The sequence below is a fragment of the Pseudomonas sp. CFBP 13602 genome (genome assembly GCF_014842725.1).
In the GTDB taxonomy this organism is placed as follows: Bacteria; Pseudomonadota; Gammaproteobacteria; order Pseudomonadales; family Pseudomonadaceae; genus Aquipseudomonas; species Aquipseudomonas baltica.
Window position 1 is genome coordinate 176917 of sequence record NZ_JACYVT010000004.1, and the last position, 25256, is coordinate 202172.

Below are 25256 nucleotides of genomic sequence, written 5' to 3' on the forward strand. Positions count from 1 at the left end.
GCATATGCCAGCCCTACAGACTTTCCGACCTTACTCCTTCGACATTTTCATGAAGATATTCATCCCCCCAACGTCAGTCTCGATCTGCTCCCAGCCAAGCCGCCCGTAGTACGCCGACTTTTCCTCGACAGCACATAGATAGACCCGCTCGACACCCTCAGCTTTCGCTTTCTGCATTCCGGCTGTGAGTAATGCCGCCCCGACGCCCTCATTGCGGCTCTCGGCCTCCACCCACAGCGCCGCCAGCCAGGGCGAATACTGCACTCGTTCATCCATGTCCGAAACGATCAGCGATACCGTGCCCATGAACCGCTCACCTGCATGAGCGACCAAAGTGGTGGGAATGGGCTTGGAACGCAGGCTGTCTTCCAGAAGCGTCAGCACATCTTCCAAGGTGTGGCCGTCTTCCTTCCACCAGGCTTGCCACAGCCGCTCGCCCACGATGGCAAGAAAACCAGGTTCAGTGCGCAGATCTGATATTTGAAAGGGGGTTGCGGTGCGATTCATGACAGGTTCTTTTTGTTGGACATGTGCAACGAACCTATAGGCAGGCTTTGCAATAGCGAAACCAGGATTGTTTCAAAACCTTGCTCGCTGATTCAGTTAAGAGATCCGAAAGTCCGCATGCAGCTGTTGCCAATGTTGGCGCAGGATCGCTTGCTGGTTTGGCTTCATGACGCTGGCCGCTAGGGCCTCAGGCCACAGCGTTCGTGCTGCGTCCAGTGTTTTTCGTAGATGAACGAGCACGGGTCGCCAAGGTATTCCAGAGGTCTCGGCCCATCGTTTGAAGTGTTCGAGCGAGACGTCATACCAGGCTTTGGTATCGGCCATGTTCAACGCAAACTGGCTCTCGCCGGGAATAAATACCTTGGTCGCGACGATGTCGTAAGCCGGGGACAGTTCTGCGCTGAAAGTGTCCGGATAGATCAGGCTCCAGTTCTTCAGATGCGCGTCGCCGTTGGCCAGGAGCACATTGACCAGCAAACGCACAGCCATTTGCGTGACATCCCGTTGGCCATGGCGGGTCTGGGTGTAGAGCAATTTGGCGATCTGTTCATAACGGCCGCTGCGGTATTTATCGTGTGCGTAGGCGTAAAGCACCTGGGCGAAGTCTTCTGAATGAACGCGCTGACCTCCAGCAAGCCGATCATAACGACGAATGCCATAGGCCCATTGCTCGTCGGGTAGGTTGATTGCGGGCAGGCTGTCGATCATGTCCATGCCGACCAGGCGTATTTCAGGAATGTCGACGCCTGCCAGTTGTGCCAGTTTCATGCAGGTGTATTCGTTGAGCGGCACGAATGGATGAACGGTGGAAGGCGTCTTGATGATCCAGTCTCCCGGCGCCGTGGGGTCTGCGGTTATGTAACGACCATCCCGGTCGTGCATGGAGAATTTCATCTGTACGCCGGCCAGCGAGAAATGCGAGCGATGGTCGGGTGTGTCGATGGATACTGGAGTGATCTTGCCGTGGTTGCCCAGCGCATAGGCGGGTATGTGTTCGGCAGATACGGGAGTGGCGACCAATGCACCCGGCAAGTCCTGACCGAGCCAGCTCAACAAGGGAAATTCGCTGTCTGGATGCACTTTCATGGCTTGCGCAACCAGGCCACGCAGCGCGCCTTCCGGAAGTAGATTGCTCAACACCGGGTGCAGCCGGTGATGGGTGATGTAGGGGTGTTTGTTTGCCAGTTGACGCCTGAATATGCCCGGATTGAGGTGAGATAAGGTCAGCGTGCGGCGGTGTGGATCATCGATGTAATCCGGCGCCAAGGTAAGTACATTCTTGCCATTCGAATGGCCGGTGACATAACCGACTAGTTGCGAATGCAGCGTCAGCTTCAAGGCCGCTACGGTTTCGATACTCATGGCAGATCGTCCCAAGGATTTTCCGGATAGTTATCCACAGGGCGATCGTCCTCGAAGTACACCGGTGCGCCTGCCAGGATCTTTTCGATCAGCTTGAGTTGATCCTTGGGTACCAGGACCATGCTGGCGTCCAGGCCTTCGGCAATCAGGTCGAGGGTGTTGAGGCGCGGGTTGCCGTCTTTTTCGATCTTTCCGTATTGCTGGCGGGTGAGGCCCGTGCGCAAGGGCATGTCCTGGATCTGAAGGCCCAGTTGTTGGCGGCGGTTGCGGATCTGTTGCAGAAGTGTGGTTAACATAGGCTGATTATGAGCCTGATATGGTTCATGTCAAATGTAATGAGCCATATATTATTCATATTTCTTGGGCGATTCGAATACCAGGGTGTATCTGCTGAACCGCGACGTATTTTTTTCAATGCCCGTGACTGCGGCCCACATGTGAGTGCTCAGCATCGGGGACGGTGACGGCGCCGCTGACTTCCAAACGCTGGAGAATCGCGCAGTGCTCCTCGGCGGTACCGCCATGGCATTTCTGGCGCAGAGCAACGAGCTGCTCCTGCAAGGCTACCAGGCCGTCTATCCGCGCCTTGACGTGATGGATGTGTTCATCGATCAGGTCGTTGACGCTCTGGCACTGGTCCTGGGGGCTGTCGCGCAGGGTCAACAGGTTGCGGATCTCGTCGAGGGTCATGTCCAGGATGCGACAGTTGCGGATGAACGTCAGCCGTTCCACGTGAGCCTGGGTGTAGAGGCGATAGTTGCCGTCGCTGCGGGCAGGGGGCGGCAACAGGCTTTCGCGTTCGTAATAGCGGATGGTTTCGACTTGGCAGTCGGTGATTTTCGCCAGTTCGCCGATTTTCATGCTCAAAACCCCTGAAAGATGCTTGACCCTATAGTGGCTACAGGGTGTTCACTTGGCAACCTGCACTTCAGGGAATTGCGACCAATGAGCCACCCCACTTCCGGCCATGCCCACGATCATAAGCACGAGCACGAGCACGAGCACGAGCATGAGCACGAGCACCAGCCAAGCTCCGCACCGTCGAGCCACTGCTGCTCGAGCAAGTCGACTGCACCGTCGACCGTCCAGCTGGCACCCGGCGACAGCCAGGATGCCCGGCTGAGTCAGTTCCGCATCGAGGCGATGGACTGCCCGACCGAGCAGACCTTGATCCAGAACAAGCTGGCCAAGCTGGCCGGCGTGCAGCAGCTGGATTTCAATCTGATCAACCGCGTGCTTGGCGTGCGCCATTCGCTGCCCGATACCCAGGCGATCGAGAGCGCCATCAAATCGTTGGGCATGCATGCCGAACCCATCAACGGAGACGAGCCTGCCGCCAGTGCGCTGCCGACGCCGCGCAAGCCCTGGTGGCCGCTGGCGCTGTCAGGCGTGACGGCGGTCGCGGCCGAAGTGGTCCATTTCACCCAGGCGGCGCCGACTTGGGTCGTGGCATTGCTGGCCTTGGTGTCGATTGCCAGTTGCGGCCTGGGCACCTACAGCAAGGGCTGGATCGCGCTGAAGAACGGCAACCTCAATATCAACGCGTTGATGAGCATCGCGGTGACCGGTGCGGTGTTGATCGGCCAGTGGCCGGAAGCGGCGATGGTGATGTTCCTGTTCACCGTGGCCGAGCTGATCGAAGCCAAGTCCCTGGATCGTGCGCGCAATGCGATTGGCGGTCTGATGCGCCTCACGCCGGACACGGCCACCGTGCGCCAGGCCGATGGCCAATGGCTGGAACAGGACGTCAAGACCGTCGCTCTGGAGGCCATCGTACGTGTGCGTCCAGGGGAACGCATCGGTCTTGATGGTGAAGTGATTTCCGGTCAATCCAGCATCGATCAGGCGCCCATTACCGGTGAAAGCCTGCCGGTGGAGAAGGGCGTGGGCGACAAGGTGTTCGCCGGCACCATCAATCAGGCGGGTTCGCTGGAGTTTCAGGTCACTGCCGCGGCTAGCCAGTCGACACTGGCGCGTATCATCCATGCGGTCGAGCAGGCGCAGGGCGCGCGGGCACCCACTCAGCGCTTTGTGGATAACTTTTCACGGATCTATACGCCGGTGGTGTTTGCCCTGGCTCTGCTGATCGCTGTGGTACCGCCGCTGGTAGGTTTCGGCGCCTGGTTTGACTGGATCTACCGTGCGCTGGTACTGCTGGTGGTCGCCTGTCCCTGCGCGCTGGTCATTTCTACCCCGGTTACCATCGTCAGTGCGCTGGCTGCGGCTGCGCGCAAAGGCATCCTGGTCAAGGGGGGCGTGTACCTGGAAGGTGGCCACAAGCTGGATTATCTGGCGCTGGACAAGACCGGCACGCTCACCCACGGCAAGCCGGTGCAGACCGATTACGCGCTGCTCGATTCCGCCTTCGAAGGCCGGGCACAGGCGATTGCCCAGGCGTTGGCGGGACGTTCGGACCATCCTGTGTCGCGAGCGATTGCTGCTGACGCAAATGGGGCGGCCCTGACCTTGGACAACTTTGAGGCCTTGCTTGGGCGAGGCATCAAGGGCCAGGTGGAAGGGCAGACCTATCACCTGGGCAACCATCGCTTGGTGGAAGAGCTGGGTCAGTGCTCCCCGGCGCTGGAAGCGCAACTCGATCAGCTGGAGCGCGAAGGTAAATCGGTCGTGGTATTGCTGGGCCCGCAGGGGCCGGTGGCGTTGTTCGCGGTGGCCGATACGGTGAAGCAGACCAGCCGCGAGGCCATTGCCCAGTTGCATGCGTTGGGCATAAAGACCGTGATGCTGACCGGAGACAACCCGCACACCGCCAAGGCGATTGCCGCCCAAGTGGGTATCGATCAGGCCATTGGCGATCTGTTGCCTGCCGACAAGCTCAAGGCCGTGGAACAGCTGTACGCCCAAGGACATCGGGTTGGCATGGTCGGTGACGGCATCAACGATGCACCGGCGCTGGCGCGGGCCGAAATCGGTTTCGCCATGGCGGCAGCGGGCACCGACACTGCGATCGAAACCGCCGATGTCGCCTTGATGGACGATGATCTGCGCAAGATACCGGCGTTCATTCGGCTGTCGAGGCAGACCCGCGCCGTGTTACTGCAGAACATCGTACTGGCCCTGGCGATCAAGGCAGTGTTTCTGCTGATGACCGTGGCCGGTATGGCAACGCTGTGGATGGCAGTGTTTGCCGACATGGGCGTAAGCCTGTTGGTGGTGTTCAACGGGCTGCGGTTGCTGCGCAAGTGACGTTGCACCCGTGACTGCGCGGCGCGCTTTTCGCGGCCACTGGCCGCTCCTACGGGGTTCGTGGCACTGCGGATCTCACCGTAGGAGCGGTCATCGGCAGCGAAAGCCCCCCCCCCCGATGCATCTGACATACCGCGGCGCTCTTTTCGCGGCCACTGGCCGCTCCTACAAGGTTCGTGGCACTGCGGATCTCAGCGTAGGAGCGGTCATCGGCCGCGAAAGGCTCACCCCGATGCATCTGACATACCGCGCCGCTCCTACGGGGTTGTCAGAGCTGCCGGGCCAGCGCCTCGATCTGCTCTTCGCGCTCGCGTTGGCTCAGGTGCTTGTGGCCGTTGAGCGAGGACCATTGCGGATAGGCGCGGGCCTTGTTCAGGGCTTCGGGCAGCTTGCCTTCGCGCCAGGTCTGCTCCTGTGGCGCCGCCACTTCGATGGTGCCCATGGCGGCATGGCCACGGGCATCGAGGGCTTTGACCAATTGCTGTTGGCGCAACGCCAGCAGCCGTAGCACATTGTCGTCCACGGTCAGTTCGCGCTCGCCCTTGAACTTGCCCAGCAAGCGCGCGCCATAGCCTCGTGCGGTTTGCAGCGCGCCGCCGGCAATGGCCCCAGCGATGGCCGCCATGCCCAAGGTCAAACCGCCCACCAGCAGGTCGACGCCCGCGCCAGCCGCTGCGCCGGCCGCAATGCCGCCGCCGACCTTCACCCCCAGCTGCCTGAGCGTATCGGGGTTGAACAGATCGTCTCCCCAGCGCCCATCCGACAGCGGCAGGTCGCCTGCCGAGGCATCCTGGCTGCGGAAGGCATACAGTTTCAGCAACGTTTCCACGCAGCGCTGCTCGCGTGTGCGCACCGCTTGGCGGAGGTCTTCGATGGCGCCCGCCGCGGCGTCACTGGTAACGCTGCGACGACAGGCGGCGCAGTCGATCAGCAGTTCGGCAATCAACCGCCGCGCGCTGCCCTGGCGCGCCAGCCGTTGTGCCTGTTGATCGTCGATCAGCCGCTGCAGGGCCGGACGGGAATGCTCCAGCAGCAACGCCAGGCTTTCATAAAGACGCCGTTCACCGTCTTCGGGCGGCGCCACGCTGTCGAAGCGCACCAAGGCATGCAAACCAAGGCGGGCCAGGGCCTCGCGCCAATCCCCCTCGCGCTGCAGGCTGCTGCTGACGAAATTGAGCACTGGCAGTAGCGGTTTCCCGCAGCTGGCCAGCACTTCCAGCTCATCCCGGTACTTGGCCAGCACCGGCTCGCGTGCGTCGATCACGTACAGGCCCGCATCGGAAGCCAATAACTGGCGCAGCACCTTGGCCTCCTGCTCGAAGCGTTGACGGGCTTCGCTGCCCTGCAGAAACCGCTCGACCCGCGCCGGACCGTCGAGACGCTCGCCGGGGCGATCCAGACGCTCCACGAATTCCAGCAAGGCAATGGCATCTTCCAACCCAGGGGTGTCGTAGAGCTCCAACAAGGCATCGCCATCCACTGAAAGACGTGCGCCTTCCACATGTCGTGTGGTGCTGGGCCGGTGTGACACTTCGCCAAAACCCACGTCGCGGGTAAGCGTACGCAGCAGCGAAGTCTTGCCGACGTTGGTATGGCCGACCACGGCCAGGGTCAGGGGCTTACTCATGGCCTGTCTCCAGCCAGCTCAACGGGGTCGATTCATCGACCGGCAGGCCCAGTGCATCCAGCCCCGCCTGCCAATCTCCACGGCGTTGTGGGTCGAGGGCCTGGCCGGGTGGCGCGGGTAACAACCACACTCGGGTAACGTTGGCGCACCTGGCCAGTTCGGCAATCAGGCCGAGGCTGCCGCGATCCGGCGAGCGCCGCGGATCGCAGGCGATCACCAGCCGCGCGGGCGGAAAGCGGGTCATCTGTTCCAGCAGCCGCTGGCGCGACTCGCGGCTGTCGAGCACGCCGGCATCCTGAATGTCGGGCGCCAGGGCAGGCGGCCACGGATGCTGGCCGTCGAGTTCCAGTGCTACCAATACAGCGCCGCTGCTCGATTCGCTGGCTGCTTGAGTGGTGACATGCGGCAACGCGTCTGGCGCCTCATCGCGCACGCCCAAGCGTTCGCTGCTGGGCATCAGCCGTTCGCGCAACTGGCTGTAGCCGGGCAGGCTGGTATCCAGGGTCAAACCCGCGCGGCCTCGGCGCCAACGCCATTGGCAGAACGCGGCCAGCACCAGGCGCGGGCCGATACCGAACACCAGCAGCACGCCGACCAGCCAACCGGCCCAGGCCTGGCGTGCGCCTTCGATGTTGGTCGCCTGATCGCCACTGGCGCGGATCATGTCGATGTCCGGCACACTGAAACCCAGCAGCGCGGGCACGGCGCCCAACATCTGAGTCAGGTTGATGAAGGTGTCCGCGCCCAGAATGGTGGTCTCCCAGACGAAACCATAGCGCCGGGTCGCCAGCAGCAACAGCAGCACGGCCAGCGCACTCAGCAAGGCCAGCAGCCACAGCCCATGCACCAGTGTGCCCAAGGCCCAGCGGTTGAGTCGCCGCCGCTGCAGCAGCAATACCAGCGCCGGTGCCAGATGCATGGCTTGCGCATCACGCGCCAGTTTCTCGCTCAGCCACAACCACAGGCGGCCCAGCACCGTACCGTGTCCACCGGACGCGACCAGCCCCAGCAGCCAGCTCAGCAGCAAAATAAGGTTAAGCCCCAACAGGCTGCCCAGCGCCCAGAACACGTTGACGGGCTGCAGGCCATCGCCCAACGCCGCGAATGCCAGGCCCGCGCCGCTGAACATGGCCAGTACGCCCAGCAGCAGCATCGCCAGTCGCGCACCCTGCAACCAGTGGCCCAGGGCCTGGCGCTGGCCATCACGTTCGGCCAGCAGCAGAGCACGGTGCTCGATGCGCGCGGCCAGGTCGCCGCCTTGCTGACGTGCGCGGCGGTTGGCTTCCAGGTCTTCCAGGGGGCCTGCCTGCTCTTCGCGCAGGCGGATGGCTTCACTGAGCCAGAGTCGATGCAATGCAGTGGGTGCGCTCACGCGTTTTTCCAGGCGGCCGATTCGTCGTGAGCATAACCCAAGGAGGCTCTGCTATTCTGCCGGCCATGAAGACATCTCTCCCTTTAAGCCTGATCGCGGCGCTCGCCGAGAACCGCGTGATCGGCATCGACAACAGCATGCCCTGGCACCTGCCGGGGGATTTCAAGTATTTCAAGGCAACCACCCTGGGCAAGCCCATCATCATGGGTCGCAAGACCTGGGACTCGCTCGGCCGACCACTGCCGGGGCGCCTGAACCTGGTGGTCAGCCGACAGCCGGACCTGCAACTGCCGGGTGCCGAAGTATTCACTTCGCTGCAGGCGGCCATCGAGCGTGCCGAAGCCTGGGCTCGCGAACAGGGCGCCGAGGAAGTGATGCTCATTGGTGGCGCGCAGCTGTACGAGCTGGGCCTTGCTCAGGCGGATCGCCTGTACCTGACGCGGGTAGCCTTGCACCCGGAAGGGGACGCCTGGTTTCCCGAGTTCGACGAGAACCAATGGCAGAGGGTGTCGAGCGTGCCCAACGAAGCGGTCGACGACAAGCCGGCCTACGCGTTCGAGGTATGGGCGCGCAGATGATCGGATGGCCTGTTCGCGCCGCCTGTTCGAGAGGGCGCCCACGAACAGGCAGCAGCGGTTACGCCGAAGCCAGTTCCTTGTGCTCATCGGCTGCCAGCAAAGCCTGGTCGGTCTGACCCATCACTTGGCTGGTAATGGTGCCCGCCGCCATCGACCCGCTCACGTTCAGTGCCGTGCGGCCCATGTCGATCAGCGGCTCGACTGAAATCAGCAGCGCCACCAGGGTGACCGGCAAGCCCATGGCCGGCAGTACGATCAATGCAGCAAAGGTCGCGCCGCCGCCCACCCCTGCCACACCGGCCGAACTCAGGGTGACGATGCCCACCAACGTGGCGATCCACAGTGGATCGAGTGGGTTGATCCCAACCGTGGGCGCGACCATCACCGCCAGCATGGCTGGATACAGGCCAGCGCAGCCATTCTGGCCGATCGTCGCGCCAAAGGAGGCGGCGAAGCTGGCGATCGCTTGAGGTACGCCCAAGCGACGAGTCTGCGCTTCGATGCTCAGTGGAATGGTCGCCGCGCTCGAGCGGCTGGTGAAGGCAAAGGTCAGCACCGGCCACACCTTGCGGAAGAACCGCAGCGGATTGACCCCAGCCAGGCTCAGCAGCAGCCCGTGCACCGCGAACATCAATGCCAGGCCGATGTACGATACCACCACGAAACTGCCCAGCTTGACGATGTCCTGCACGTTGGAACTGGCGACCACCTTGGCCATCAGAGCCAGCACACCGTAGGGCGTCAGCTTCATCACCAGCCGCACCAGACGCATCACCCAGGCCTGCAGCACGTCGATCGCACCCAGCACTTTCGTCCCTTTGTCGGCATCGTCCTTGAACAGCTGCAAAGCCGCCATGCCCAGGAACGCGGCAAAGATCACCACGCTGATGATCGACGTGGGTTTGGCCCGTGCCAGGTCGGCGAAGGGGTTCTGCGGAATGAACGAGAGCAGCAGTTGCGGCACGTTGAGGTCGGCCACCTTGCCCGCATAGTCGCTCTGGATCGTCGCCAGACGTGCCGTTTCCTGGGTCCCGGCGACCAGGCCCTCGGCGGTCAGGCCGAACAGGTTGGTCAGACCGATACCGATCAGTGCTGCGATTGCGGTGGTGAACAGCAGCGTGCCGATGGTCAGGAAGCTGATCTTGCCCAGCGAAGAGGCATTGTGCAGACGGGCCACCGCACTGAGGATGGACGCGAAGATCAGTGGCATGACGATCATCTGCAACAGTTGCACATAGCCGTTGCCAACCAGTTCCAGCCAACTGATGGTGCTTTTGAGCACAGGGTGGCCGGCACCGTAGACGGTGTGCAGGCCGATACCGAACAGAACGCCCAAGGCAAGGCCCAGCAAGACCTTCTTGGCCAGGCTCCAGTCGGTGCGACGCGTTTGTGCCAGACCCAGCAGCAATGCCGCGAAGATCAGCAGGTTCAACAGCAGGGGCAGGTTCATGTCAGCTCCGAAAGATTGACGACCGCGGCTCTACGGACGCTGGTCAATCGCGAATGCTAACACCCTGAATCGAAAGGTAATTAATATCGGAATGGAAGATCGTTAGGCGTTTTTGGAATAAGCGTCTGGGCCCTCACGGCAAATGGCCGGTCTTCACCAGAGGTTGCGTGAAGACCGGCCTGCAGGGTCCTGCTAGCGAAGAGCGTCTTACAGCCCGTCGAGCATCGCCTTGTTGCGTACCGCGCCCTTGTCGGCGCTGGTGGCCAGCAGGGCATAGGCCTTGAGTGCGGTGGTCACCTTGCGTGGACGCACCTCGACCGGCTTCCAGCCTTTCTTGTCCTGCTCGGCACGACGGGCAGCCAGTTCGGCATCGTCCACCAGCAGGTTGATCGAGCGGTTGGGAATGTCGATCAGCACCTTGTCGCCGTCCTGCACCAGGCCAATGGCACCACCTGCCGCCGCTTCAGGCGATGCGTGGCCGATCGACAGGCCGGACGTGCCGCCCGAGAAACGTCCGTCGGTGAGGAGCGCGCAGGCTTTGCCCAGGCCCTTGGACTTGAGGTACGACGTCGGGTACAGCATCTCCTGCATGCCCGGCCCACCCTTGGGGCCTTCGTAGCGGATGATCACGATGTCACCGGCCTGCACTTCGTCGGCAAGGATGCCACGCACCGCGCTGTCCTGGCTTTCGAAGATCTTGGCGTTGCCCTCGAACACGTGGATGGACTCATCCACGCCGGCGGTCTTCACCACGCAGCCATCCATTGCGATGTTGCCGTAGAGCACGGCAAGGCCACCTTCCTGGGAGTAGGCGTGTTCGAAGCTGCGGATGCAGCCGTTTTCGCGGTCGTCGTCCAAGGTGTCCCAGCGGGTCGACTGGCTGAAGGCAGTTTGCGTCGGTATGCCACCGGGGCCGGCCTTGAAGAAGTGGTGCACCGCTTCGTCGGTGGTCTGGGTGATGTCCCACTTGGCGATGCCTTCGGCCATGCTGCGGCTGTGCACGGTCGGCAGGTCGGTGTGCAGCAGGCCGCCACGGGCCAGCGAGCCGAGGATGCTGAAGATGCCGCCAGCGCGGTGCACGTCTTCCATATGGTATTTCTGAATGTTCGGCGCGACCTTGCACAGCTGCGGCACGGTACGCGACAAGCGATCGATGTCGCGCAGGTCGAATTCGATCTCGGCTTCCTGGGCAGCGGCCAGCAGGTGCAGGATGGTGTTGGTCGAACCACCCATGGCGATGTCCAGCATCATGGCGTTTTCGAATGCCTTGAAGTTGGCGATATTGCGCGGCAGGACCGACGCGTCGTCCTCGCCGTAGTAGCGCTTGCACAGCTCGACGATGGTGCGGCCCGCCTGCAGGAACAGCTGCTCGCGGTCACTGTGGGTCGCCAGGGTGGAACCGTTGCCCGGCAGAGCCAGGCCCAGGGCCTCGGTCAGGCAGTTCATCGAGTTGGCGGTGAACATGCCTGAACACGAACCGCAGGTCGGGCAGGCGCTGCGCTCGTATTCGGCGACCTTTTCATCCGAAGCGGTATCGTCGGCGGCAATCACCATGGCGTCGACCAGGTCCAGGCCGTGGCTGGCCAGCTTGGTCTTGCCGGCTTCCATCGGCCCGCCGGAAACGAAGATCACCGGAATGTTCAGGCGCAAGGCGGCCATCAGCATGCCAGGAGTGATCTTGTCGCAGTTGGAGATGCACACGATGGCATCGGCGCAGTGGGCGTTGACCATGTACTCGACCGAGTCGGCGATGATCTCGCGGCTGGGCAGGGAATACAGCATCCCGTCGTGGCCCATGGCAATGCCGTCGTCCACGGCAATCGTGTTAAATTCCTTGGCCACGCCGCCGGCGCGCTCGATTTCGCGTGCAACCAGCTGACCGAGATCCTTGAGGTGCACATGCCCCGGCACGAACTGGGTGAACGAGTTGGCGATGGCAATGATCGGTTTCTTGAAATCGTCGTCCTTCATGCCAGTGGCACGCCACAGCGCGCGGGCACCGGCCATGTTGCGACCGTGGGTGGACGTTTTCGAGCGATAGTCAGGCATGGAACGACTCCGGGCGGCTAATCGGGTTGCAATGAGGGATTGAGCTTTTCCTGGTCCGCGGCACGCTCGGGCGGTGTGTTGCCGTGCTTGCGGATGAGGCCGGTAACGCTGCGGGATCGCCACGCGTTCGGCCGAGCTCATAAACCCGCCGGGGGATGATTGGCGATGAGTAGGGCGATTCTACACCCATGGGGGAAGGATGGAACGTGGGGCAGGGCAAGTAATCGGCAGTAAGGCCTGACGCGGCCAGGCCCTCTTGATTCTCCGTAGGAGCGGTCCGTGGCCGCGAACCAAGCGCCGCGGTGCATCAGCCAGTGCGCGTCGTCCTTTTCCCGGCCGATGACCGCTCCCACGGACGACACAATTCTCTGTAGGAGCGGTCCGTGGCCGCGAACCAGGCGCCGCGGTGCATCAGCCAGTGCACGTCGTCCTTTTCGCGGCCGATGACCGCTCCCACGGGCGACACAATTCTCTGTAGGAGCGGTCCGTGGCCGCGAACCAGGCGCCGCGGTACGTCAGCTATTAGGCAACAACCGGCACGTAATGCTCTTGATGTACCGCGTTTCCGGAATCGCTGGATGCACCGGGTGGTCCGGGCCTTGGCCGCCGCGTTCCAGCAGTTGGATGTTGCGGTCCAGGTGGCGGGCGCTGGTCAGCAGGATGTTCTGCAGATCGTCTTCGGGCAGGTGCATGGAGCACGAGGCGCTGACCAGGATGCCGTCCTTGCTGAGCAGGCGCATGGCTTGTTCGTTGAGGCGGCGGTAGGCGCCTTCGCCGTTCTTCAGGTCTTTCTTGCGCTTGATGAACGCGGGCGGGTCAGCCACGATCACGTCGAAGCGTTCTTCGGCGGCCTTCAGCTCTTTCAAGGCTTCGAACACGTCGCCTTCCACGCAGGTGACTTTTTCGGCGAAGCCGTTGAGCGCGGCATTGCGCTCGACGCCATCGAGGGCGAAGCCCGAAGCGTCGACGCAGAATACTTCGCTGGCGCCGAAGGCACCGGCCTGCACGCCCCAGCCGCCGATGTAGCTGAACAGGTCGAGCACGCGCTTGCCCTTGACGTACGGCGCCAGGCGCGCGCGGTTCATGCGGTGGTCGTAGAACCAGCCGGTCTTCTGGCCTTCCATCACCGGCGCTTCGAACTTCACGCCGTTCTCTTCCAGGGCGACCCACTCCGGCACCACACCAAAGGCGCTCTCCACGTAGCGCTCCAGGCCTTCGGCATCGCGGGCGGCTGAGTCGTTCTTGAACAGAATGCCGCTGGGTTTGATCACCTGGATCAATGCGGCCATGACATCGGCCTTGTAGCGTTCCATGGTGGCCGAAGCCAGCTGCACCACCAGGATGTCGCCGAAGCGATCCACCACGAGGCCCGGCAGCAGGTCGGAATCGCCGAATACCAGGCGATAGAACGGCTTGTCGAACAGGCGCTCGCGCAACGACAGACACACGTTGAGGCGGTGCACCAGCAGCGACTTGTCCAGGCTCAGCTTGACGTCGCGCGACAGCAAGCGAGCGCAGATCAGGTTGTTCGGACTCATTGCGACCACGCCCAGGGGCTTGCCACCCGCCGCTTCGAGAATGGCCTGATCGCCCGCCTGGAACCCGTTCAGCGGAGTGGCGGCCACGTCGATCTCGTTGCTGTAGACCCACAGGTGTCCGGCGCGCAGGCGGCGGTCGGCGTTGGCTTTGAGGCGAAGGCTGGGCAGGGACATGAAGTCGCTCCGGAAAAAAGAGCGGGAGTATAACCCGCCGTCCCCGTCCCCGACGGCTCATTCGACAAATGACCCGGTGCGCACGGTGGGCGCTGCGGGGCTTAGCGGTTAGAATCTCAGGGTGTCCGAGGCGTCGAGCCTGGGGCACGATTGCCTATCGATCCGCGTTTCGCATCAGGGGGCCCATGCCTGAATTACCCGAAGTAGAAACCACTCGCCGGGGCATTGCCCCGCACCTGGAAGGGCAGCGCGTGAGCCGCGTGATCGTCCGCGACCGGCGCCTGCGCTGGCCGATTCCCGAAGATCTGGATGCGCGGTTGTCCGGGCAGCGGATCGTGGCCGTCGAGCGGCGGGCCAAGTACCTGTTGATCAACGCCGAAGTCGGCACCTTGATCAGCCACCTGGGCATGTCGGGCAACCTGCGCCTGGTCGAAGCCGGCCTGCCGGCGCTCAAGCACGAGCATGTCGACATCGAGCTGGAATCGGGCATGGCCTTGCGCTACACCGATCCGCGGCGTTTCGGCGCCATGCTCTGGAGCCTGGATGCGCTCAACCACACACTGCTTCAGGGGCTGGGCCCCGAACCGTTGACCGAGCTGTTCGACGGCGAACGGCTGTTTCAGCTGTCGCGTGGCCGCAGCATGGCGGTCAAGCCGTTCATCATGGACAACGCGGTGGTGGTCGGGGTGGGTAATATCTATGCGACCGAAGCGCTGTTCGCCGCCGGTATCGACCCGCGCCGCGCGGCAGGGGGCATATCGCGCGGCCGCTACCTGCGCCTGGCGGTCGAGATCAAGCGCATCCTGGCCTACGCGATCGAACGCGGTGGTACCACGTTGCGCGACTTCATCGGCGGAGATGGACAGCCGGGCTACTTTCAGCAGGAATTGTTCGCCTATGGCCGGGGTGGGCAGCTGTGCAAGGTGTGCGGTACCACCCTGCGCGAGGTCAAGCTGGGCCAGCGTGCCAGTGTGTATTGTCCGCGCTGCCAGACATGATCCGGCTGCGCGCGGCCTGCACAATGGCGGGCAACTGATATAGTTACTTGCATCCCTGATGACCCCATCGCAAATCGCAGTCGCCCCACGTGAGCAGAAGGATTGTGCCATGAACCTGTTTCGAACCCTGTCGCTGGCGCTGATCGTCAGTTTCGGCCTGCACGTCGTGCCGGCCACTGCCGCCGATTCGAGCATGAGCACGAGCAGCGGTGACCCGACCTACCAGATCCAGAATCCGCCGGCCTATGCCATGATCGGCGATCTGCTGATCGCGCGGCCGCTGCTGGTGGCCGCCACTATCGTGGGCGCGGGGCTGTTCGTGATCGCATTGCCGTTCACCGCCGCCGGTGGCAACGTCGGCGCCAGCGGCAAGGCCTTGGTGGTCGATCCGGGCCGGGCCGCCTTCGTGCGTTGCCTGGGCTGCACGAACAGCGGCTACGGCAACCGCGACTGAGCGTGCCGCTGGCGCATCTGCCAGCGCGCTGGAATCAATGCTTGCCGGTGATCTGCTTGTACTTGGCCATCAGCTGTTCCTGGGATTCAGGATGCGCTTCGTCCAGCGGTATGCAATCCACCGGGCAGACCTGCTGGCACTGTGGCTCGTCGTAGTGGCCTACGCACTGGGTACACAGGTTGGGATCGATCACGTAGATCTCTTCCCCCTGGGAAATGGCAGCGTTCGGGCACTCGGGTTCGCAGACGTCGCAGTTGATGCAATCGTCGGTGATGATAAGGGACATGAAGACTCCGGCCCGAGACTACGGCCCAGGCATGTGAAAACCGATGGGCGCAATTGTGCCGCATTAGCGCCCGCAGTGCACGCGGGCGCAACCTTTGCCGGCTACTTGTTGCTGAAGCGCAGGGTGAGCGCCTCGGCCACGGCCGGGTGGACGAACTTGGTGATGTCTCCACCCAGGGCCGCAATTTCCCGCACCAGCGTCGACGAAATGAAGGAATAGCGTTCCGAAGGGGTAAGGAACAGGCTTTCCACATCCGGGGCCAGTTGCCGATTCATGTTGGCCAGCTGGAACTCGTATTCGAAATCGGACACCGCCCGCAGGCCGCGCAGCAACACGTTGGCGTTCTGCTCCTTGGCAAAGTGCGCGAGCAGGGTCGAGAAGCCCACGACCTCGACGTTCGGCAGGTGCCGCGTCACTTCGCGGGCCAACTCCACCCGTTGCTCGAGGGCGAACAGGGGGTTTTTCTTGGGGCTCGCGGCGACCGCGATGATCACGTGATCGAACAGGCGCGAGGCGCGTTCGACCAGATCACCGTGACCCTTGGTGATAGGGTCGAAGGTACCTGGGTACAACACTCGGTTCATCACGGCGTCCTGGCGGGAATCTGTTGGGGAATGCGATGGTATCGCAGCCGGAGAGGTGGGCCAAGCCTGCATCCATGGCGCAATGCAAGCAGGATCGCCTGTGGCACGCTGTCGCGGTGGTCGGCCGCTCGTTGTACGATGGCCGCCAGCCCCGACGCGCCGCGCGAACGGGTGTGCCGACTGCTACAGTGATTCATGCCGCGATCGATTTTGCCCGAGCTTTTCCAGCTGCGCGCAGGTCCATCATTCATCCCCGCCGGAGTCCTTCATGCCCCTCGCGCAACTGATCAGCCCGCAAGCGCTCGCCGAACATATCGATTCCCCCGGATGGGTCCTGCTCGACTGCCGCTACAGCCTGGAAGACGCCGATTACGGCCAGCGCAGCTATGCCGAGGGCCACATCGCCGGTGCCTGTTTCGCCGACCTGGGCCGTGACCTCAGCGCCCCGGCGGTCAGAGGCGTCACCGGGCGTCATCCGCTGCCCGAGCCTGGACAGTTGCAGGAACGGCTGCAGCGTTGGGGCATCGGTGCAGACAGTCGGGTGGTTCTCTACGATGACGGGCCGGGTGCCTATGCGGCACGTGCGTGGTGGCTGCTGACCTGGCTGGGCAAGCGCGACGGCGTCTTCCTTCTCGACGGCGGGCTGGCGGCGTGGCACGCCGCCGGACTGCCTTTGAGTCTGGATGCAGCGTCCACCGAGCCAGGCGATTTCATTGCAGCGCCCGACGACGAGCGTGTGGTCGATGCGGCCCAGCTGCAGGCGCGCCTGCAATCGCCCGGGTTGACCTTGCTGGACGCACGCGCATTGCCCAGGTTTCTGGGCGAGGTCGAACCCATCGACCCTGTGGCGGGGCATATTCCCGGCGCACAGTGCGCAGCCTTTACCGAGAACCTCGGGCCCGATGGGCGCTTTCTCCCTGTGCAACAGTTGCGTGAGCGGTTCGATGCTCAACTCAAGGGCCGTCCTGTGGAACAGGCCGTGGCCTACTGCGGCTCGGGCGTCACCGCCTGCCACAACCTATTCGCCATGGCCTTGGCGGGCTACCCGTTGGCGACGCTGTATCCAGGCTCCTGGAGCGACTGGATCACCGACCCGCAGCGACCCGTGCAGAAGGGGCCATGAACTCGATCCACTGGTTCAGCCATTGCGGTATGCGCCGCTCCAGATAATAGCCGGGGTTGCGCAGGCTGCCATCGACGAAGCCGACGTGCCCGCCCCGCGCATGCAGTTCGAACTCGATGCAGGGCGACATCTCCTCGGCGGTGGGCAGGCTGTGGGCAAACACGAACGGATCGTCCTTGGCCTGGATGATCAGCGTGGGTTTGGCGACGCCGCCCAGGTAGTAGCGACTCGACGAGCGGCGATAGTAGTCCTGGGCATCCTTGAAGCCGTGCAGCGGAGCCGTGACCTGCCCGTCGAAATCCCAGAAGGTCCTGATGCCCTGCAGCGAGCCCAGCGCTTCGAGCGCGGCCAGTCCCTCGTGCTGCCCCTCGTGCTGGAAGCGGCTGCGCTTGTCGGTCAGGTAGCCGAGCATGGCGCGCATGAAATGCGCCTGGTACACCCTGGAAAAGCCCTGGGTCATGCGGTCGGCACACTGGTCCAGGCGAAACGGCACCGATACCGCCACCGCGGCCTGCAATGGGCTGTTCGCTCCGCTTTCACCCAGGTGCTTGAGCAGGATGTTGCCACCCAGTGAATAACCGACGGCGTAAAGCGGCGCCAGGGGTCGTTGCCTGCCCAGGTGGTCGAGTACGTGCAGCAAGTCTTCGCTGGCGCCGGAATGGTAGCTGCGCGCCAACAGGTTGGGCTCGCCGGAGCAGCCGCGCCAGTTGACGGCCACGCTTGCGCAACCGTGCAGCCCCAACTGCCGTTGCAGGCCGGCGACGTAGGGCGAGTTGGATGATCCGGTCAGGCCGTGCAATACCAGCACCAGTGGCGCATGGGGTGCGTGTGGGCCGTGCCAATCGAGGTCGACGAAGTCGCCGTCCTCCAGCCACAGGCGTTCGCGCTCGCGCGCCATTGCCGGTTGCTTGCGCCACAAAGGGCCCCACAGCGTCTGTAGATGCGGGTTGCCCAGCCCAAGGGCCGGGCGGAAGCTGGAGTGCGTTGGGTTCAACGTGGCTGCCTTGGCAAGCCTGTGTCAGCCACGCTGCCACAGGGAGTAGTAAACCTGTCCGGCTTTCTTCTCGCGGTGCAGGCGCCATGTTGCCGGCATCTGCAGCGCAGAGGGCGGTGCCTCGCTCTCCGTGTAGATCCAGGCCCGCGCGGCCAGCCAGCCTTTGTCTTCAAGCAGTGTGCAGGTGGCTGGCAGCAGGTTCTGGTGGAAAGGGGGGTCGAGGAACACCAGGTCGAATGCGCTTGGGGTCTGGGTTTCCAGGTACTTGAGCGCGTCGCTTTGCAGCAGTTGGCCGACGGCACACCCGAGCAGGTCGAGATTTTGCCGAAGGCTGGAAATGGCACTGGCATTGGCATCCAGTGCCAGTGCCATGCTGGCGCCGCGCGACAGCGCTTCGAGGTACAAAGCGCCGCTGCCGGTGAAGGCGTCCAGCACCTTGGCACCTTCGATGTGCGCTGCCAGCCAGTTGAACAGTGTTTCACGCACCCGATCCGGGGTAGGGCGCAGACCGGGCGCTTCCGGGAAGCTCAGTTTGCGGCTGCGCCACTGGCCGCCAATGATGCGCAGGTGGCCTTGGCCACTATGGAGTTGCTTGGTTTTGACGCTGGCCATCAGTGCTCCGGTACGCCGAGCGGTTGCTCATTGGGTGTGTCCGTAGGGGCCGGCAACGGTTGCTGCGCAACCTTGGGGCCAGCCGTGACGATCACCAGTTTATCGGCATCCAGATGTTTGTTCATCGCAGCTTTCACCTGCTCCACGGTCAGCGCCTGGGATTGCTGCAGGAAGTCTTCCATCCAGGTCAGCGGCATGTCGTAGAAACCGGTGGCGCCCAGTTGCGCGACGATGCTCGCGTTGCTGGCATTGGACAGCGGGAAGCTGCCGGCTTGTTCGCGTTTGGCGTTGTCCAATTCTTCCTGGGTGGGGCCGGTCTTGAGGTAATCGCGCAGGATGTCCTGCACCAGCTTCAAGGTGCCGTCGCCGAGCTCGGCACGGGTCTGCAGGTTGATCAGGAACGGACCGCGCACCTGCATCGGCGTGAAGCCCGAGTACACCCCATAGGTCAGCCCGCGTTTTTCCCGGACCTCGCTCATCAGGCGGGTACCGAAGGAACCGCCGCCCAGGATCTGGTTGCCCATGGACAGCGCGGCGAAATCCGGGTCCTTGCGGTCGATGCCCAGCTGCGCAATGAACATCTGCGTCTGCTTGGACGGGAAGTCGATATGGGTCACACCGGCTGCGGGCGCGGCTGGTTGCGCCGGCTTGGCCAGCGCAGGGCCCTTGGGCAGGGCGCTGGATACCTGTGCGGCGATCTGCTCGGCTTCGCCGCGCGACAGGTCGCCGACGATGGCGATCACCGCGTTGCCTGCAGCATAGGCACGTTGATGGAAGGCCCGCAGCTGCTCGATGCTCAGGCGCGGCAGGCTCTTGGCGTCGCCCTCGCTGGGGTGCGCATACGGATGGCTGCCATACAGCTGCGTGAACAGCTCGTTGCTGGCCAGCTTGGCAGGGTTCTGCTTCTGGAATTCGAAGCTGGCGAGCAGTTGGTTCTTGATGCGTACCAGGGCGTCTGCCGGGAAGGTCGGTTTGCCGACGACCTCGGCGAACAGCTTGAGGGCAGGGGTGCGCTTGTCGGTATCGCTGAGGCTGCGAAGCGACGCGACGGCCATGTCACGATAGGCGCCGTTGGAAAAGTCCGCGCCCAGGCCTTCGAAGCCCTGGGCGATGGCGCTGACGTCCTTGCCGGCTACGCCTTCGTTGAGCATGGCATTGGTCAGCACGGCGATGCCGGGATGGTTCTGATCCTGACTGCTGCCGGCGGCGAAGGTAAGCCGCAGGTCGAACATCGGCAGCTCATGGGCCTCTACGAACAGGACCTTGGCGCCTTCGGCGGTTTTCCAGCTTTGAATGTCGAGGCGGCGATGGCTGGGTGCGGTGTTGCCCAGCTCGCTCACCGATTGCAGGCCGCGCGCGGGTTGGCCAGCGCCGGTGGCGTCCGCAGCCTGGGCGGCGAAAGTGGCCAGGCAGCCGACCAGCACCAGAAGGGTCGAGCCAGCCAGGAAACGACGGGGGGTGGTGGGCTCACTCATGAGCGGCTTCCTCTGGCAGAACGTGGGCGATACTCAAGCGATCGCGGGTGAAATAGGTGCGTGCGGCGTTCTGGATGTCCTGCGGCGTCACGCTCTTGAGGTCTTCGAGTTCGCTGTCCATGAGTTTCCACGACAACCCCACGGTTTCGAGCATGCCGATGGTGGTGGCCTGGCTGCTGATGGAGTCGCGGCTGTAGACCAGGTCGGCGATGACCTGAGCGCGCACGCGCTCCAGCTCGTCGGCCGAGGGCGGCGTGGTCTTGAGCTCGTCGAGCAGTTTCCAGAGGCCTTTCTCGACATCGGCGAGGGTTTTTTTCTTCTGCGCATTGGGCGTCGCGGAAATGAAGAACAGACTGTCGCCGCGGGTGAAGGCATCGTACCGGGCGCCGCCGCTGGAGATCAGTTCCTCGCCGCGTTCGAGGCGTGTGGCCATGCGCGCGCTGTAGCCGCCGTCGAGCAGTGCGGAAATCAGCCGCAGGGCCTGGACGTCGCGCGGCTTGTCGGCAGTGGCCAGGGCCGGGACGTTGAAGCCGTACAGCAGGCTCGGCAGTTGAGTGCGTACGTGCAATGTGGCCAGGCGCTGGCCGGGGTTGGCCAGTTCCAGCGGGATCTTCGCCGGTGGGGTGGGGCGTCGGGCGATGTTGCCGAAGAAACGTTGGGCCAGGGCCTTGACCTCGTCTGGCTTGACGTCGCCTACCACCACCAGGGTGGCGTTGTTGGGCACGTACCAGGCCTGGTACCAATGGCGCAGCTCTTCGACCTTCATGCGTTCCAGGTCGGCCATCCAGCCGATGGTGGGCGTGTGGTAGCCACTGGCCGGGAAGGCCATGGCCTTGAAGATCTCGTACGCCTTGGCGCTGGGCTTGTCGTCCGTGCGCAGGCGGCGTTCTTCCTTGATGACTTCGATTTCCCGAGCGAATTCTTCGGCGGGCAGGCTGAGGCTGGCCATGCGGTCGGCTTCGAGGTCGAACGCCACGGCCAGGCGGTCCTTGGCCAGCACTTCGTAATAGGCGGTGTAGTCGTCGCTGGTGAAGGCGTTTTCTTCGGCGCCGAGGTCGCGCAGGATGCGCGAGCCTTCGCCGGGGCCCAGTTTGTCGGTGCCCTTGAACATCATGTGTTCAAGGGCGTGGGACAGGCCGGTCTGGCCGGGGGTTTCGTAGCTGGAGCCGACCTTGTACCAGATCTGGGAAACCACCACCGGGGCGCGGTGATCCTCTCGCACGACGACCTTGAGGCCGTTGTCCAGGGTGAATTCGTGCGTGGGCTGTGTATCGGCGGCAAAAGCTGCCAAAGGCAGGCTGAGCATGCAGAGCAGCAGGCCTGCGGCGCGGCGGGCGAGGACATTCATGGGATTCAGAACCTTGAGAGCTGCCCGCGTGGCCTTAGCGTCTACGGGCGAGGAGGTGCTAGGATACTGATCCGGTTCGCTGGGGGCCATGCCTGGAAGGCATGAACCTGCCCGGGCAACTCGACAAAATGTTGCGCGTGAACGAGCCGGCGTAAAAGCAGTCTGTGTTGCGTCTTCGAATTTTTTCCGACTCGCCGCCTGGCGCGTCGCTACCTTGAGATAGCCGTCTTCCATGTTTGGTTCCAACGACGACAAAAAGACCCCGGCCCCGGCCGGTGAAAAGAAAGGCCTGTTCGGATGGCTGCGCAAGAAGCCGCAGACACCTGTCGCCGAACAGCCGCCAACCCCTGCCGCCCAGGATCTGCCTGCAGCAGCCGACGCCGCCGCTGCCGAGGCGATCCCGCAGGCTTCCGTGGAAGCTGCAGTGGCGCTCGCACCGGAGCCGGTTCTGGCGCCGCAGGCCGAGCCCGCTGCCGTACCGGTCGAGCAGCCTGCCCCGCACGGCCTGGTGCTCCCGGTTCCCGAGGAGCCCGTGGCGCTGGTCGAGGACGATGCCCCGCAAACGCCGCCGGTCATCGCTCCGCGGCCGGAAGCGCCGGCCCCGGTGGCCGTCGAGCCTGCTCATGTTCCTGTTTCGCCACCAGCGCCGGCAGCGCCCGGCGCGCCAGCCCCGGTACCTGCGCCACCGCTGCCCGTACCCGTGGCAACCGTCGCTGCGCCCCGTGTCGAAGCGCCGACGCCTGCGGTTGCTGCCGCGCAACCTCCAGGGCAGACCAAGACCGGCTTCTTCGCCCGCCTCAAGCAGGGCCTGGCCAAGACCAGCGCCAGCCTTGGCGAAGGCATGGCCAGCCTGTTTCTGGGTAACAAGATCATTGATGACGACCTGCTCGAAGAGCTGGAAACCCGCCTGCTGACCGCCGATGTCGGCGTCGAGGCCACGTCGGTGATCATCCAGAGCCTGACCCGCAGGGTGGCACGCAAGGAACTGACCGATGCCGCCGCCTTGTACAAGGCTTTGCAAAGCGAGCTGACCGCCCTGCTGCGGCCGGTCGAGCAGCCGTTGGTGATCAGGGCCGAGCACCAGCCGTTCGTGATTCTGGTGGTGGGCGTCAACGGCGCCGGCAAGACCACCACCATCGGCAAGCTGGCCAAGAAGCTGCAGCTCGAAGGCAAGAAGGTCATGCTGGCGGCGGGTGACACGTTCCGTGCCGCAGCCGTCGAGCAGTTGCAGGTGTGGGGCGAGCGCAACAATATCCCGGTCATCGCCCAGCATACCGGTGCCGATTCCGCCTCGGTGATCTTCGACGCCGTGCAGGCCGCCAAGTCGCGCGGCATCGATGTCCTGATCGCCGACACCGCAGGTCGTCTGCACACCAAGGACAACCTGATGGAAGAGCTGAAGAAGGTCCGTCGGGTGATGGGCAAGCTCGACGAGCAGGCGCCGCACGAAGTCCTGCTGGTGCTCGATGCCGGTACCGGGCAGAACGCGATCAACCAGGCCAAGCAGTTCAACCAGACCGTGGCCCTGACCGGCCTGGCCCTGACCAAGCTCGACGGCACCGCCAAAGGTGGCGTGATCTTCGCGCTGGCCAAGCAGTTCGGCCTGCCCATTCGCTACATCGGCGTGGGCGAGGGCATCGATGACCTGCGTACCTTCGAGGCAGAACCCTTCGTCCAGGCCTTGTTCGCCGAGCGGGAGCCTTCATGATTCGATTCGAACAGGTTGCCAAGCGCTACCCCAACGGCCATGTCGGTCTGCATGAACTGAGCTTTCGGGTGCGGCGTGGCGAATTCCTGTTCGTTACCGGTCATTCGGGCGCGGGCAAAAGTACCTTGCTGCGCCTGCTGCTGGCGATGGAACGGCCCACCAGCGGCAAGCTGCTGCTGGCCGGCCAGGACCTGGGACAGATCACCAATGCGCAGATCCCGTTCCTGCGCCGCCAGATCGGCGTGGTGTTCCAGAACCACCAGCTGCTGTTCGACCGTACGGTGTTCAACAACATCGCCTTGCCGCTGCAGATCCTCGGGTTGAGCAAGCCGGAAATCGCCAAGAAGGTCGATTCGGCTCTCGAGCGCGTGGCGTTGGCGGACAAGGCCGACCTGTACCCCGGCGACTTGTCGACGGGCCAGCAACAGCGCGTGGGCATTGCCCGGGCCATCGTCCATCAGCCAGCCTTGCTGCTCGCCGATGAACCCACCGGCAACCTCGACCCGCGTCTGGCGGCCGAGATCATGGGGGTCTTCGAAGACATCAACCGGCTAGGCACCAGCGTGCTGATTGCCAGCCACGATCTGGCGCTGATCGCGCGCATGCGCCACCGCATGCTGACGCTGCAGCGCGGGCGCCTGATCGGTGACGGAGAGGCAGGACAATGAGTGCGACACGCAGTCCCAAGGTCGCGGACCGGGTAGCGCCCAAAGGCGGCGAGCCCACACCGCAGAAGCCGAAGAAACGCCAGCGTGACGAAGACGACGGGCCGCCGTTCAGCAGCTTGCTGCGCGCCTGGGTCGAAAGCCATCGCGCCAGTTGGGTCGACAGCCTGCGCCGTCTGGGCAAGCAGCCGATCGGCAGCTTCTTTACCTGCCTGGTCATGGCCGTGGCCTTGAGCTTGCCCATGGGCCTGTCTCTGCTGCTCAAGAACGTCGAGCGGCTGGGCGGTTCGTGGCAGCGCGCGGCGCAGATTTCGCTGTACCTGGAACTCGATGCCGGCGAGCGCGAGGGCCAGGCCCTGGTGACGCAGATCAAGGGGCTGTCGGGCGTGGCGCAGGCCGAGTTCATCAGTCGCGAGCAGGCGCTGGGCGAGTTTCAGCAGCAGTCCGGGCTGGGCGAGGCGCTCAAGGAGCTGCCCGAGAACCCACTGCCCGGCGTAGTGGTGGTCACCCCGCTGGAAATCGACAAGGCCGCCCTGGAAACCCTGCGCCAGCAACTCGCCGAACTGCCCAAGGTGCAGCAGGCGCAGCTGGACCTGGTATGGGTGGAGCGCCTGGCGGCGATTCTCAAGCTGGGCGACCGGTTCGTGTTCGGCCTGACCCTGCTGCTGGTGTCGGCGTTGCTGCTGGTGATCGGCAACACCATTCGTCTGCACATCGAGAACCGGCGCATCGAAATCGAGGTCATCAAACTGGTAGGGGGCACGGACAGCTACGTGCGTCGACCTTTCCTGTACATGGGTGCGCTGTACGGCTTCGGTGCAGGCATTTTTGCCTGGGGCATCCTGGCCTTCGGCCTGGATTGGCTCAACGATGCGGTCACCGGGCTTTCCGGCCTGTACGGCAGCGACTTCGCCCTGGGTGGGGTTCCCGTCGCCGACGGCTTGTCGCTCTTGCTAGGCGCGGTATTGTTAGGGTATATCGGTGCGTGGATTGCGGTCTGGCGGCACCTGCGCGAACTGGCGCCGCGTTAGCCTGCAACAGATATGTGTGCTGTGTGAACGTGTATTCAAGTTAACTTTATTGTCATTGACCGTTAAAGCGTCATAGGGAACTTGTCCACTGGTTTCCGGTCAATTTTTCGCAGTGCC

At 63.6% G+C, this 25256-nt stretch carries 23 protein-coding genes; 8 read left to right on the plus strand and 15 right to left on the minus strand.

Going from position 1 to position 25256, the window contains the following annotated elements:
• Positions 1-30 precede the first annotated feature (30 nt).
• The 4 genes from IFU31_RS09690 to cadR all read right to left on the minus strand — a co-directional run bounded on the left by IFU31_RS09690 (position 31) and on the right by cadR (position 2730).
• Positions 31-507: a GNAT family N-acetyltransferase gene (locus IFU31_RS09690; protein WP_192058928.1), complete on the minus strand. Its 477-nt coding sequence runs from the start codon at positions 505-507 to the stop codon at positions 31-33.
• A gap of 96 nt (positions 508-603) precedes the next feature.
• Positions 604-1869: a type II toxin-antitoxin system HipA family toxin gene (locus IFU31_RS09695; RefSeq protein WP_192102811.1), complete on the minus strand. Its 1266-nt coding sequence runs from the start codon at positions 1867-1869 to the stop codon at positions 604-606.
• Positions 1866-2165, minus strand: coding sequence for a helix-turn-helix domain-containing protein (locus IFU31_RS09700; protein WP_090355550.1), 300 nt, complete (start codon positions 2163-2165; stop codon positions 1866-1868). The genes IFU31_RS09695 and IFU31_RS09700 overlap by 4 nt, the downstream gene beginning before the upstream one ends.
• Before the next feature lie 115 nt (positions 2166-2280).
• Positions 2281-2730 (minus strand): Cd(II)/Pb(II)-responsive transcriptional regulator, encoded by a 450-nt coding sequence (gene cadR / locus IFU31_RS09705; RefSeq protein ID WP_090355553.1) that lies wholly within the window; start codon positions 2728-2730, stop codon positions 2281-2283.
• Between the two features lie 84 nt (positions 2731-2814).
• Between cadR and IFU31_RS09710 the strand changes: the two genes are divergently transcribed.
• The gene (locus IFU31_RS09710) at positions 2815-5073 is read left to right on the plus strand and encodes a heavy metal translocating P-type ATPase (protein WP_192102812.1); all 2259 of its coding nucleotides are present in this window, start codon (positions 2815-2817) and stop codon (positions 5071-5073) included.
• Positions 5074-5341: 268 nt separating this feature from the next.
• Here the strand turns inward: IFU31_RS09710 and IFU31_RS09715 are convergent, their stop codons facing one another.
• Both IFU31_RS09715 and IFU31_RS09720 read right to left on the minus strand, forming a co-directional pair.
• Entirely contained in the window at positions 5342-6700 is a 1359-nt protein-coding gene (locus IFU31_RS09715; protein ID WP_192102813.1) for a DUF3482 domain-containing protein, read from the minus strand.
• Positions 6693-8072, minus strand: coding sequence for a DUF2868 domain-containing protein (locus tag IFU31_RS09720; protein ID WP_192102814.1), 1380 nt, complete (start codon positions 8070-8072; stop codon positions 6693-6695). The genes IFU31_RS09715 and IFU31_RS09720 overlap by 8 nt, the downstream gene beginning before the upstream one ends.
• A 65-nt stretch (positions 8073-8137) precedes the next feature.
• On the opposite strand from IFU31_RS09720, the gene IFU31_RS09725 reads away from it, so the two are divergent.
• Positions 8138-8650: a dihydrofolate reductase gene (locus IFU31_RS09725; protein ID WP_192102815.1), complete on the plus strand. Its 513-nt coding sequence runs from the start codon at positions 8138-8140 to the stop codon at positions 8648-8650.
• Positions 8651-8708: 58 nt separating this feature from the next.
• On the opposite strand, the gene IFU31_RS09730 is transcribed toward IFU31_RS09725, so the two are convergent.
• The 3 genes from IFU31_RS09730 to IFU31_RS09740 form a co-directional block, all read right to left on the minus strand.
• The gene (locus IFU31_RS09730; protein ID WP_192102816.1) at positions 8709-10100 is read right to left on the minus strand and encodes an L-cystine transporter; all 1392 of its coding nucleotides are present in this window, start codon (positions 10098-10100) and stop codon (positions 8709-8711) included.
• A 207-nt stretch (positions 10101-10307) separates the two neighbouring features.
• Positions 10308-12149, minus strand: a complete 1842-nt coding sequence (ilvD, locus tag IFU31_RS09735; protein ID WP_122795915.1) for a dihydroxy-acid dehydratase — start codon at positions 12147-12149, stop codon at positions 10308-10310.
• Positions 12150-12664: 515 nt separating this feature from the next.
• The gene (locus IFU31_RS09740; protein WP_122480530.1) at positions 12665-13861 is read right to left on the minus strand and encodes a class I SAM-dependent rRNA methyltransferase; all 1197 of its coding nucleotides are present in this window, start codon (positions 13859-13861) and stop codon (positions 12665-12667) included.
• A gap of 185 nt (positions 13862-14046) precedes the next feature.
• Between IFU31_RS09740 and mutM the strand changes: the two genes are divergently transcribed.
• Both mutM and IFU31_RS09750 read left to right on the plus strand, forming a co-directional pair.
• Positions 14047-14859 (plus strand): bifunctional DNA-formamidopyrimidine glycosylase/DNA-(apurinic or apyrimidinic site) lyase, encoded by an 813-nt coding sequence (mutM, locus tag IFU31_RS09745; RefSeq protein WP_122480529.1) that lies wholly within the window; start codon positions 14047-14049, stop codon positions 14857-14859.
• A 109-nt stretch (positions 14860-14968) separates the two neighbouring features.
• The gene (locus IFU31_RS09750) at positions 14969-15313 is read left to right on the plus strand and encodes a multidrug transporter (protein WP_192102817.1); all 345 of its coding nucleotides are present in this window, start codon (positions 14969-14971) and stop codon (positions 15311-15313) included.
• 34 nt (positions 15314-15347) lie between these two features.
• Here the strand turns inward: IFU31_RS09750 and IFU31_RS09755 are convergent, their stop codons facing one another.
• Positions 15348-15599, minus strand: a complete 252-nt coding sequence (locus IFU31_RS09755; protein WP_043191560.1) for a YfhL family 4Fe-4S dicluster ferredoxin — start codon at positions 15597-15599, stop codon at positions 15348-15350.
• Positions 15600-15700: 101 nt separating this feature from the next.
• Positions 15701-16183 carry a pantetheine-phosphate adenylyltransferase gene (gene coaD / locus IFU31_RS09760; protein ID WP_122480527.1) on the minus strand — a complete coding sequence of 161 codons (483 nt, stop codon included), beginning with the start codon at positions 16181-16183 and terminating at the stop codon, positions 15701-15703.
• A 268-nt stretch (positions 16184-16451) separates the two neighbouring features.
• Here coaD and IFU31_RS09765 point away from each other — a divergent pair, with 268 nt between their 5' ends.
• The gene (locus IFU31_RS09765) at positions 16452-17306 is read left to right on the plus strand and encodes a sulfurtransferase (protein ID WP_192102818.1); all 855 of its coding nucleotides are present in this window, start codon (positions 16452-16454) and stop codon (positions 17304-17306) included.
• On the opposite strand, the gene IFU31_RS09770 is transcribed toward IFU31_RS09765, so the two are convergent.
• Genes IFU31_RS09770 through IFU31_RS09785 form a run of 4 tightly spaced genes read right to left on the minus strand, consistent with a single transcriptional unit; the run spans position 17269 to position 21735 of the window.
• Positions 17269-18300: a hydrolase gene (locus IFU31_RS09770; RefSeq protein WP_192102819.1), complete on the minus strand. Its 1032-nt coding sequence runs from the start codon at positions 18298-18300 to the stop codon at positions 17269-17271. The two genes, IFU31_RS09765 and IFU31_RS09770, sit on opposite strands and share 38 nt — an antisense overlap.
• A 24-nt stretch (positions 18301-18324) precedes the next feature.
• Positions 18325-18912 carry a 16S rRNA (guanine(966)-N(2))-methyltransferase RsmD gene (gene rsmD / locus IFU31_RS09775; RefSeq protein WP_122480524.1) on the minus strand — a complete coding sequence of 196 codons (588 nt, stop codon included), beginning with the start codon at positions 18910-18912 and terminating at the stop codon, positions 18325-18327.
• Complete coding sequence (locus IFU31_RS09780; protein ID WP_192102820.1) at positions 18912-20387, minus strand: M16 family metallopeptidase; 1476 nt, start codon at positions 20385-20387, stop codon at positions 18912-18914. Before IFU31_RS09780 ends, rsmD begins: the two co-directional genes overlap by 1 nt.
• On the minus strand, positions 20380-21735 hold the full coding sequence (locus tag IFU31_RS09785; protein WP_192102821.1) for a M16 family metallopeptidase: 1356 nt from the start codon (positions 21733-21735) through the stop codon (positions 20380-20382). Before IFU31_RS09785 ends, IFU31_RS09780 begins: the two co-directional genes overlap by 8 nt.
• Positions 21736-21967: 232 nt before the next feature.
• Here IFU31_RS09785 and ftsY point away from each other — a divergent pair, with 232 nt between their 5' ends.
• The 3 genes from ftsY to ftsX are packed head-to-tail and all read left to right on the plus strand — an operon-like array spanning position 21968 to position 25139.
• On the plus strand, positions 21968-23443 hold the full coding sequence (ftsY, locus tag IFU31_RS09790; RefSeq protein WP_192102822.1) for a signal recognition particle-docking protein FtsY: 1476 nt from the start codon (positions 21968-21970) through the stop codon (positions 23441-23443).
• On the plus strand, positions 23440-24111 hold the full coding sequence (gene ftsE / locus IFU31_RS09795; protein WP_122480520.1) for a cell division ATP-binding protein FtsE: 672 nt from the start codon (positions 23440-23442) through the stop codon (positions 24109-24111). The genes ftsY and ftsE overlap by 4 nt, the downstream gene beginning before the upstream one ends.
• Entirely contained in the window at positions 24108-25139 is a 1032-nt protein-coding gene (gene ftsX, locus IFU31_RS09800; protein ID WP_122714503.1) for a permease-like cell division protein FtsX, read from the plus strand. Before ftsE ends, ftsX begins: the two co-directional genes overlap by 4 nt.
• Positions 25140-25256: the final 117 nt, after the last annotated feature.

Bases quoted from the DNA above. Each gene is read 5' to 3' on its own strand.
- IFU31_RS09690 (WP_192058928.1), bottom strand. From the start codon at position 507: ATGAATCGCACCGCAACCCCCTTTCAAATATCAGATCTGCGCACTGAA.
- IFU31_RS09695 (WP_192102811.1), bottom strand. From the start codon at position 1,869: ATGAGTATCGAAACCGTAGCGGCCTTGAAGCTGACGCTGCATTCGCAA.
- IFU31_RS09700 (WP_090355550.1), bottom strand. From the start codon at position 2,165: ATGTTAACCACACTTCTGCAACAGATCCGCAACCGCCGCCAACAACTG.
- cadR (WP_090355553.1), bottom strand. From the start codon at position 2,730: ATGAAAATCGGCGAACTGGCGAAAATCACCGACTGCCAAGTCGAAACC.
- IFU31_RS09710 (WP_192102812.1), top strand. From the start codon at position 2,815: ATGAGCCACCCCACTTCCGGCCATGCCCACGATCATAAGCACGAGCAC.
- IFU31_RS09715 (WP_192102813.1), bottom strand. From the start codon at position 6,700: ATGAGTAAGCCCCTGACCCTGGCCGTGGTCGGCCATACCAACGTCGGC.
- IFU31_RS09725 (WP_192102815.1), top strand. From the start codon at position 8,138: ATGAAGACATCTCTCCCTTTAAGCCTGATCGCGGCGCTCGCCGAGAAC.
- IFU31_RS09730 (WP_192102816.1), bottom strand. From the start codon at position 10,100: ATGAACCTGCCCCTGCTGTTGAACCTGCTGATCTTCGCGGCATTGCTG.
- ilvD (WP_122795915.1), bottom strand. From the start codon at position 12,149: ATGCCTGACTATCGCTCGAAAACGTCCACCCACGGTCGCAACATGGCC.
- IFU31_RS09740 (WP_122480530.1), bottom strand. From the start codon at position 13,861: ATGTCCCTGCCCAGCCTTCGCCTCAAAGCCAACGCCGACCGCCGCCTG.
- mutM (WP_122480529.1), top strand. From the start codon at position 14,047: ATGCCTGAATTACCCGAAGTAGAAACCACTCGCCGGGGCATTGCCCCG.
- IFU31_RS09750 (WP_192102817.1), top strand. From the start codon at position 14,969: ATGAACCTGTTTCGAACCCTGTCGCTGGCGCTGATCGTCAGTTTCGGC.
- IFU31_RS09755 (WP_043191560.1), bottom strand. From the start codon at position 15,599: ATGTCCCTTATCATCACCGACGATTGCATCAACTGCGACGTCTGCGAA.
- coaD (WP_122480527.1), bottom strand. From the start codon at position 16,183: ATGAACCGAGTGTTGTACCCAGGTACCTTCGACCCTATCACCAAGGGT.
- IFU31_RS09765 (WP_192102818.1), top strand. From the start codon at position 16,452: ATGCCCCTCGCGCAACTGATCAGCCCGCAAGCGCTCGCCGAACATATC.
- rsmD (WP_122480524.1), bottom strand. From the start codon at position 18,912: ATGGCCAGCGTCAAAACCAAGCAACTCCATAGTGGCCAAGGCCACCTG.
- IFU31_RS09780 (WP_192102820.1), bottom strand. From the start codon at position 20,387: ATGAGTGAGCCCACCACCCCCCGTCGTTTCCTGGCTGGCTCGACCCTT.
- IFU31_RS09785 (WP_192102821.1), bottom strand. From the start codon at position 21,735: ATGAATGTCCTCGCCCGCCGCGCCGCAGGCCTGCTGCTCTGCATGCTC.
- ftsY (WP_192102822.1), top strand. From the start codon at position 21,968: ATGTTTGGTTCCAACGACGACAAAAAGACCCCGGCCCCGGCCGGTGAA.
- ftsE (WP_122480520.1), top strand. From the start codon at position 23,440: ATGATTCGATTCGAACAGGTTGCCAAGCGCTACCCCAACGGCCATGTC.
- ftsX (WP_122714503.1), top strand. From the start codon at position 24,108: ATGAGTGCGACACGCAGTCCCAAGGTCGCGGACCGGGTAGCGCCCAAA.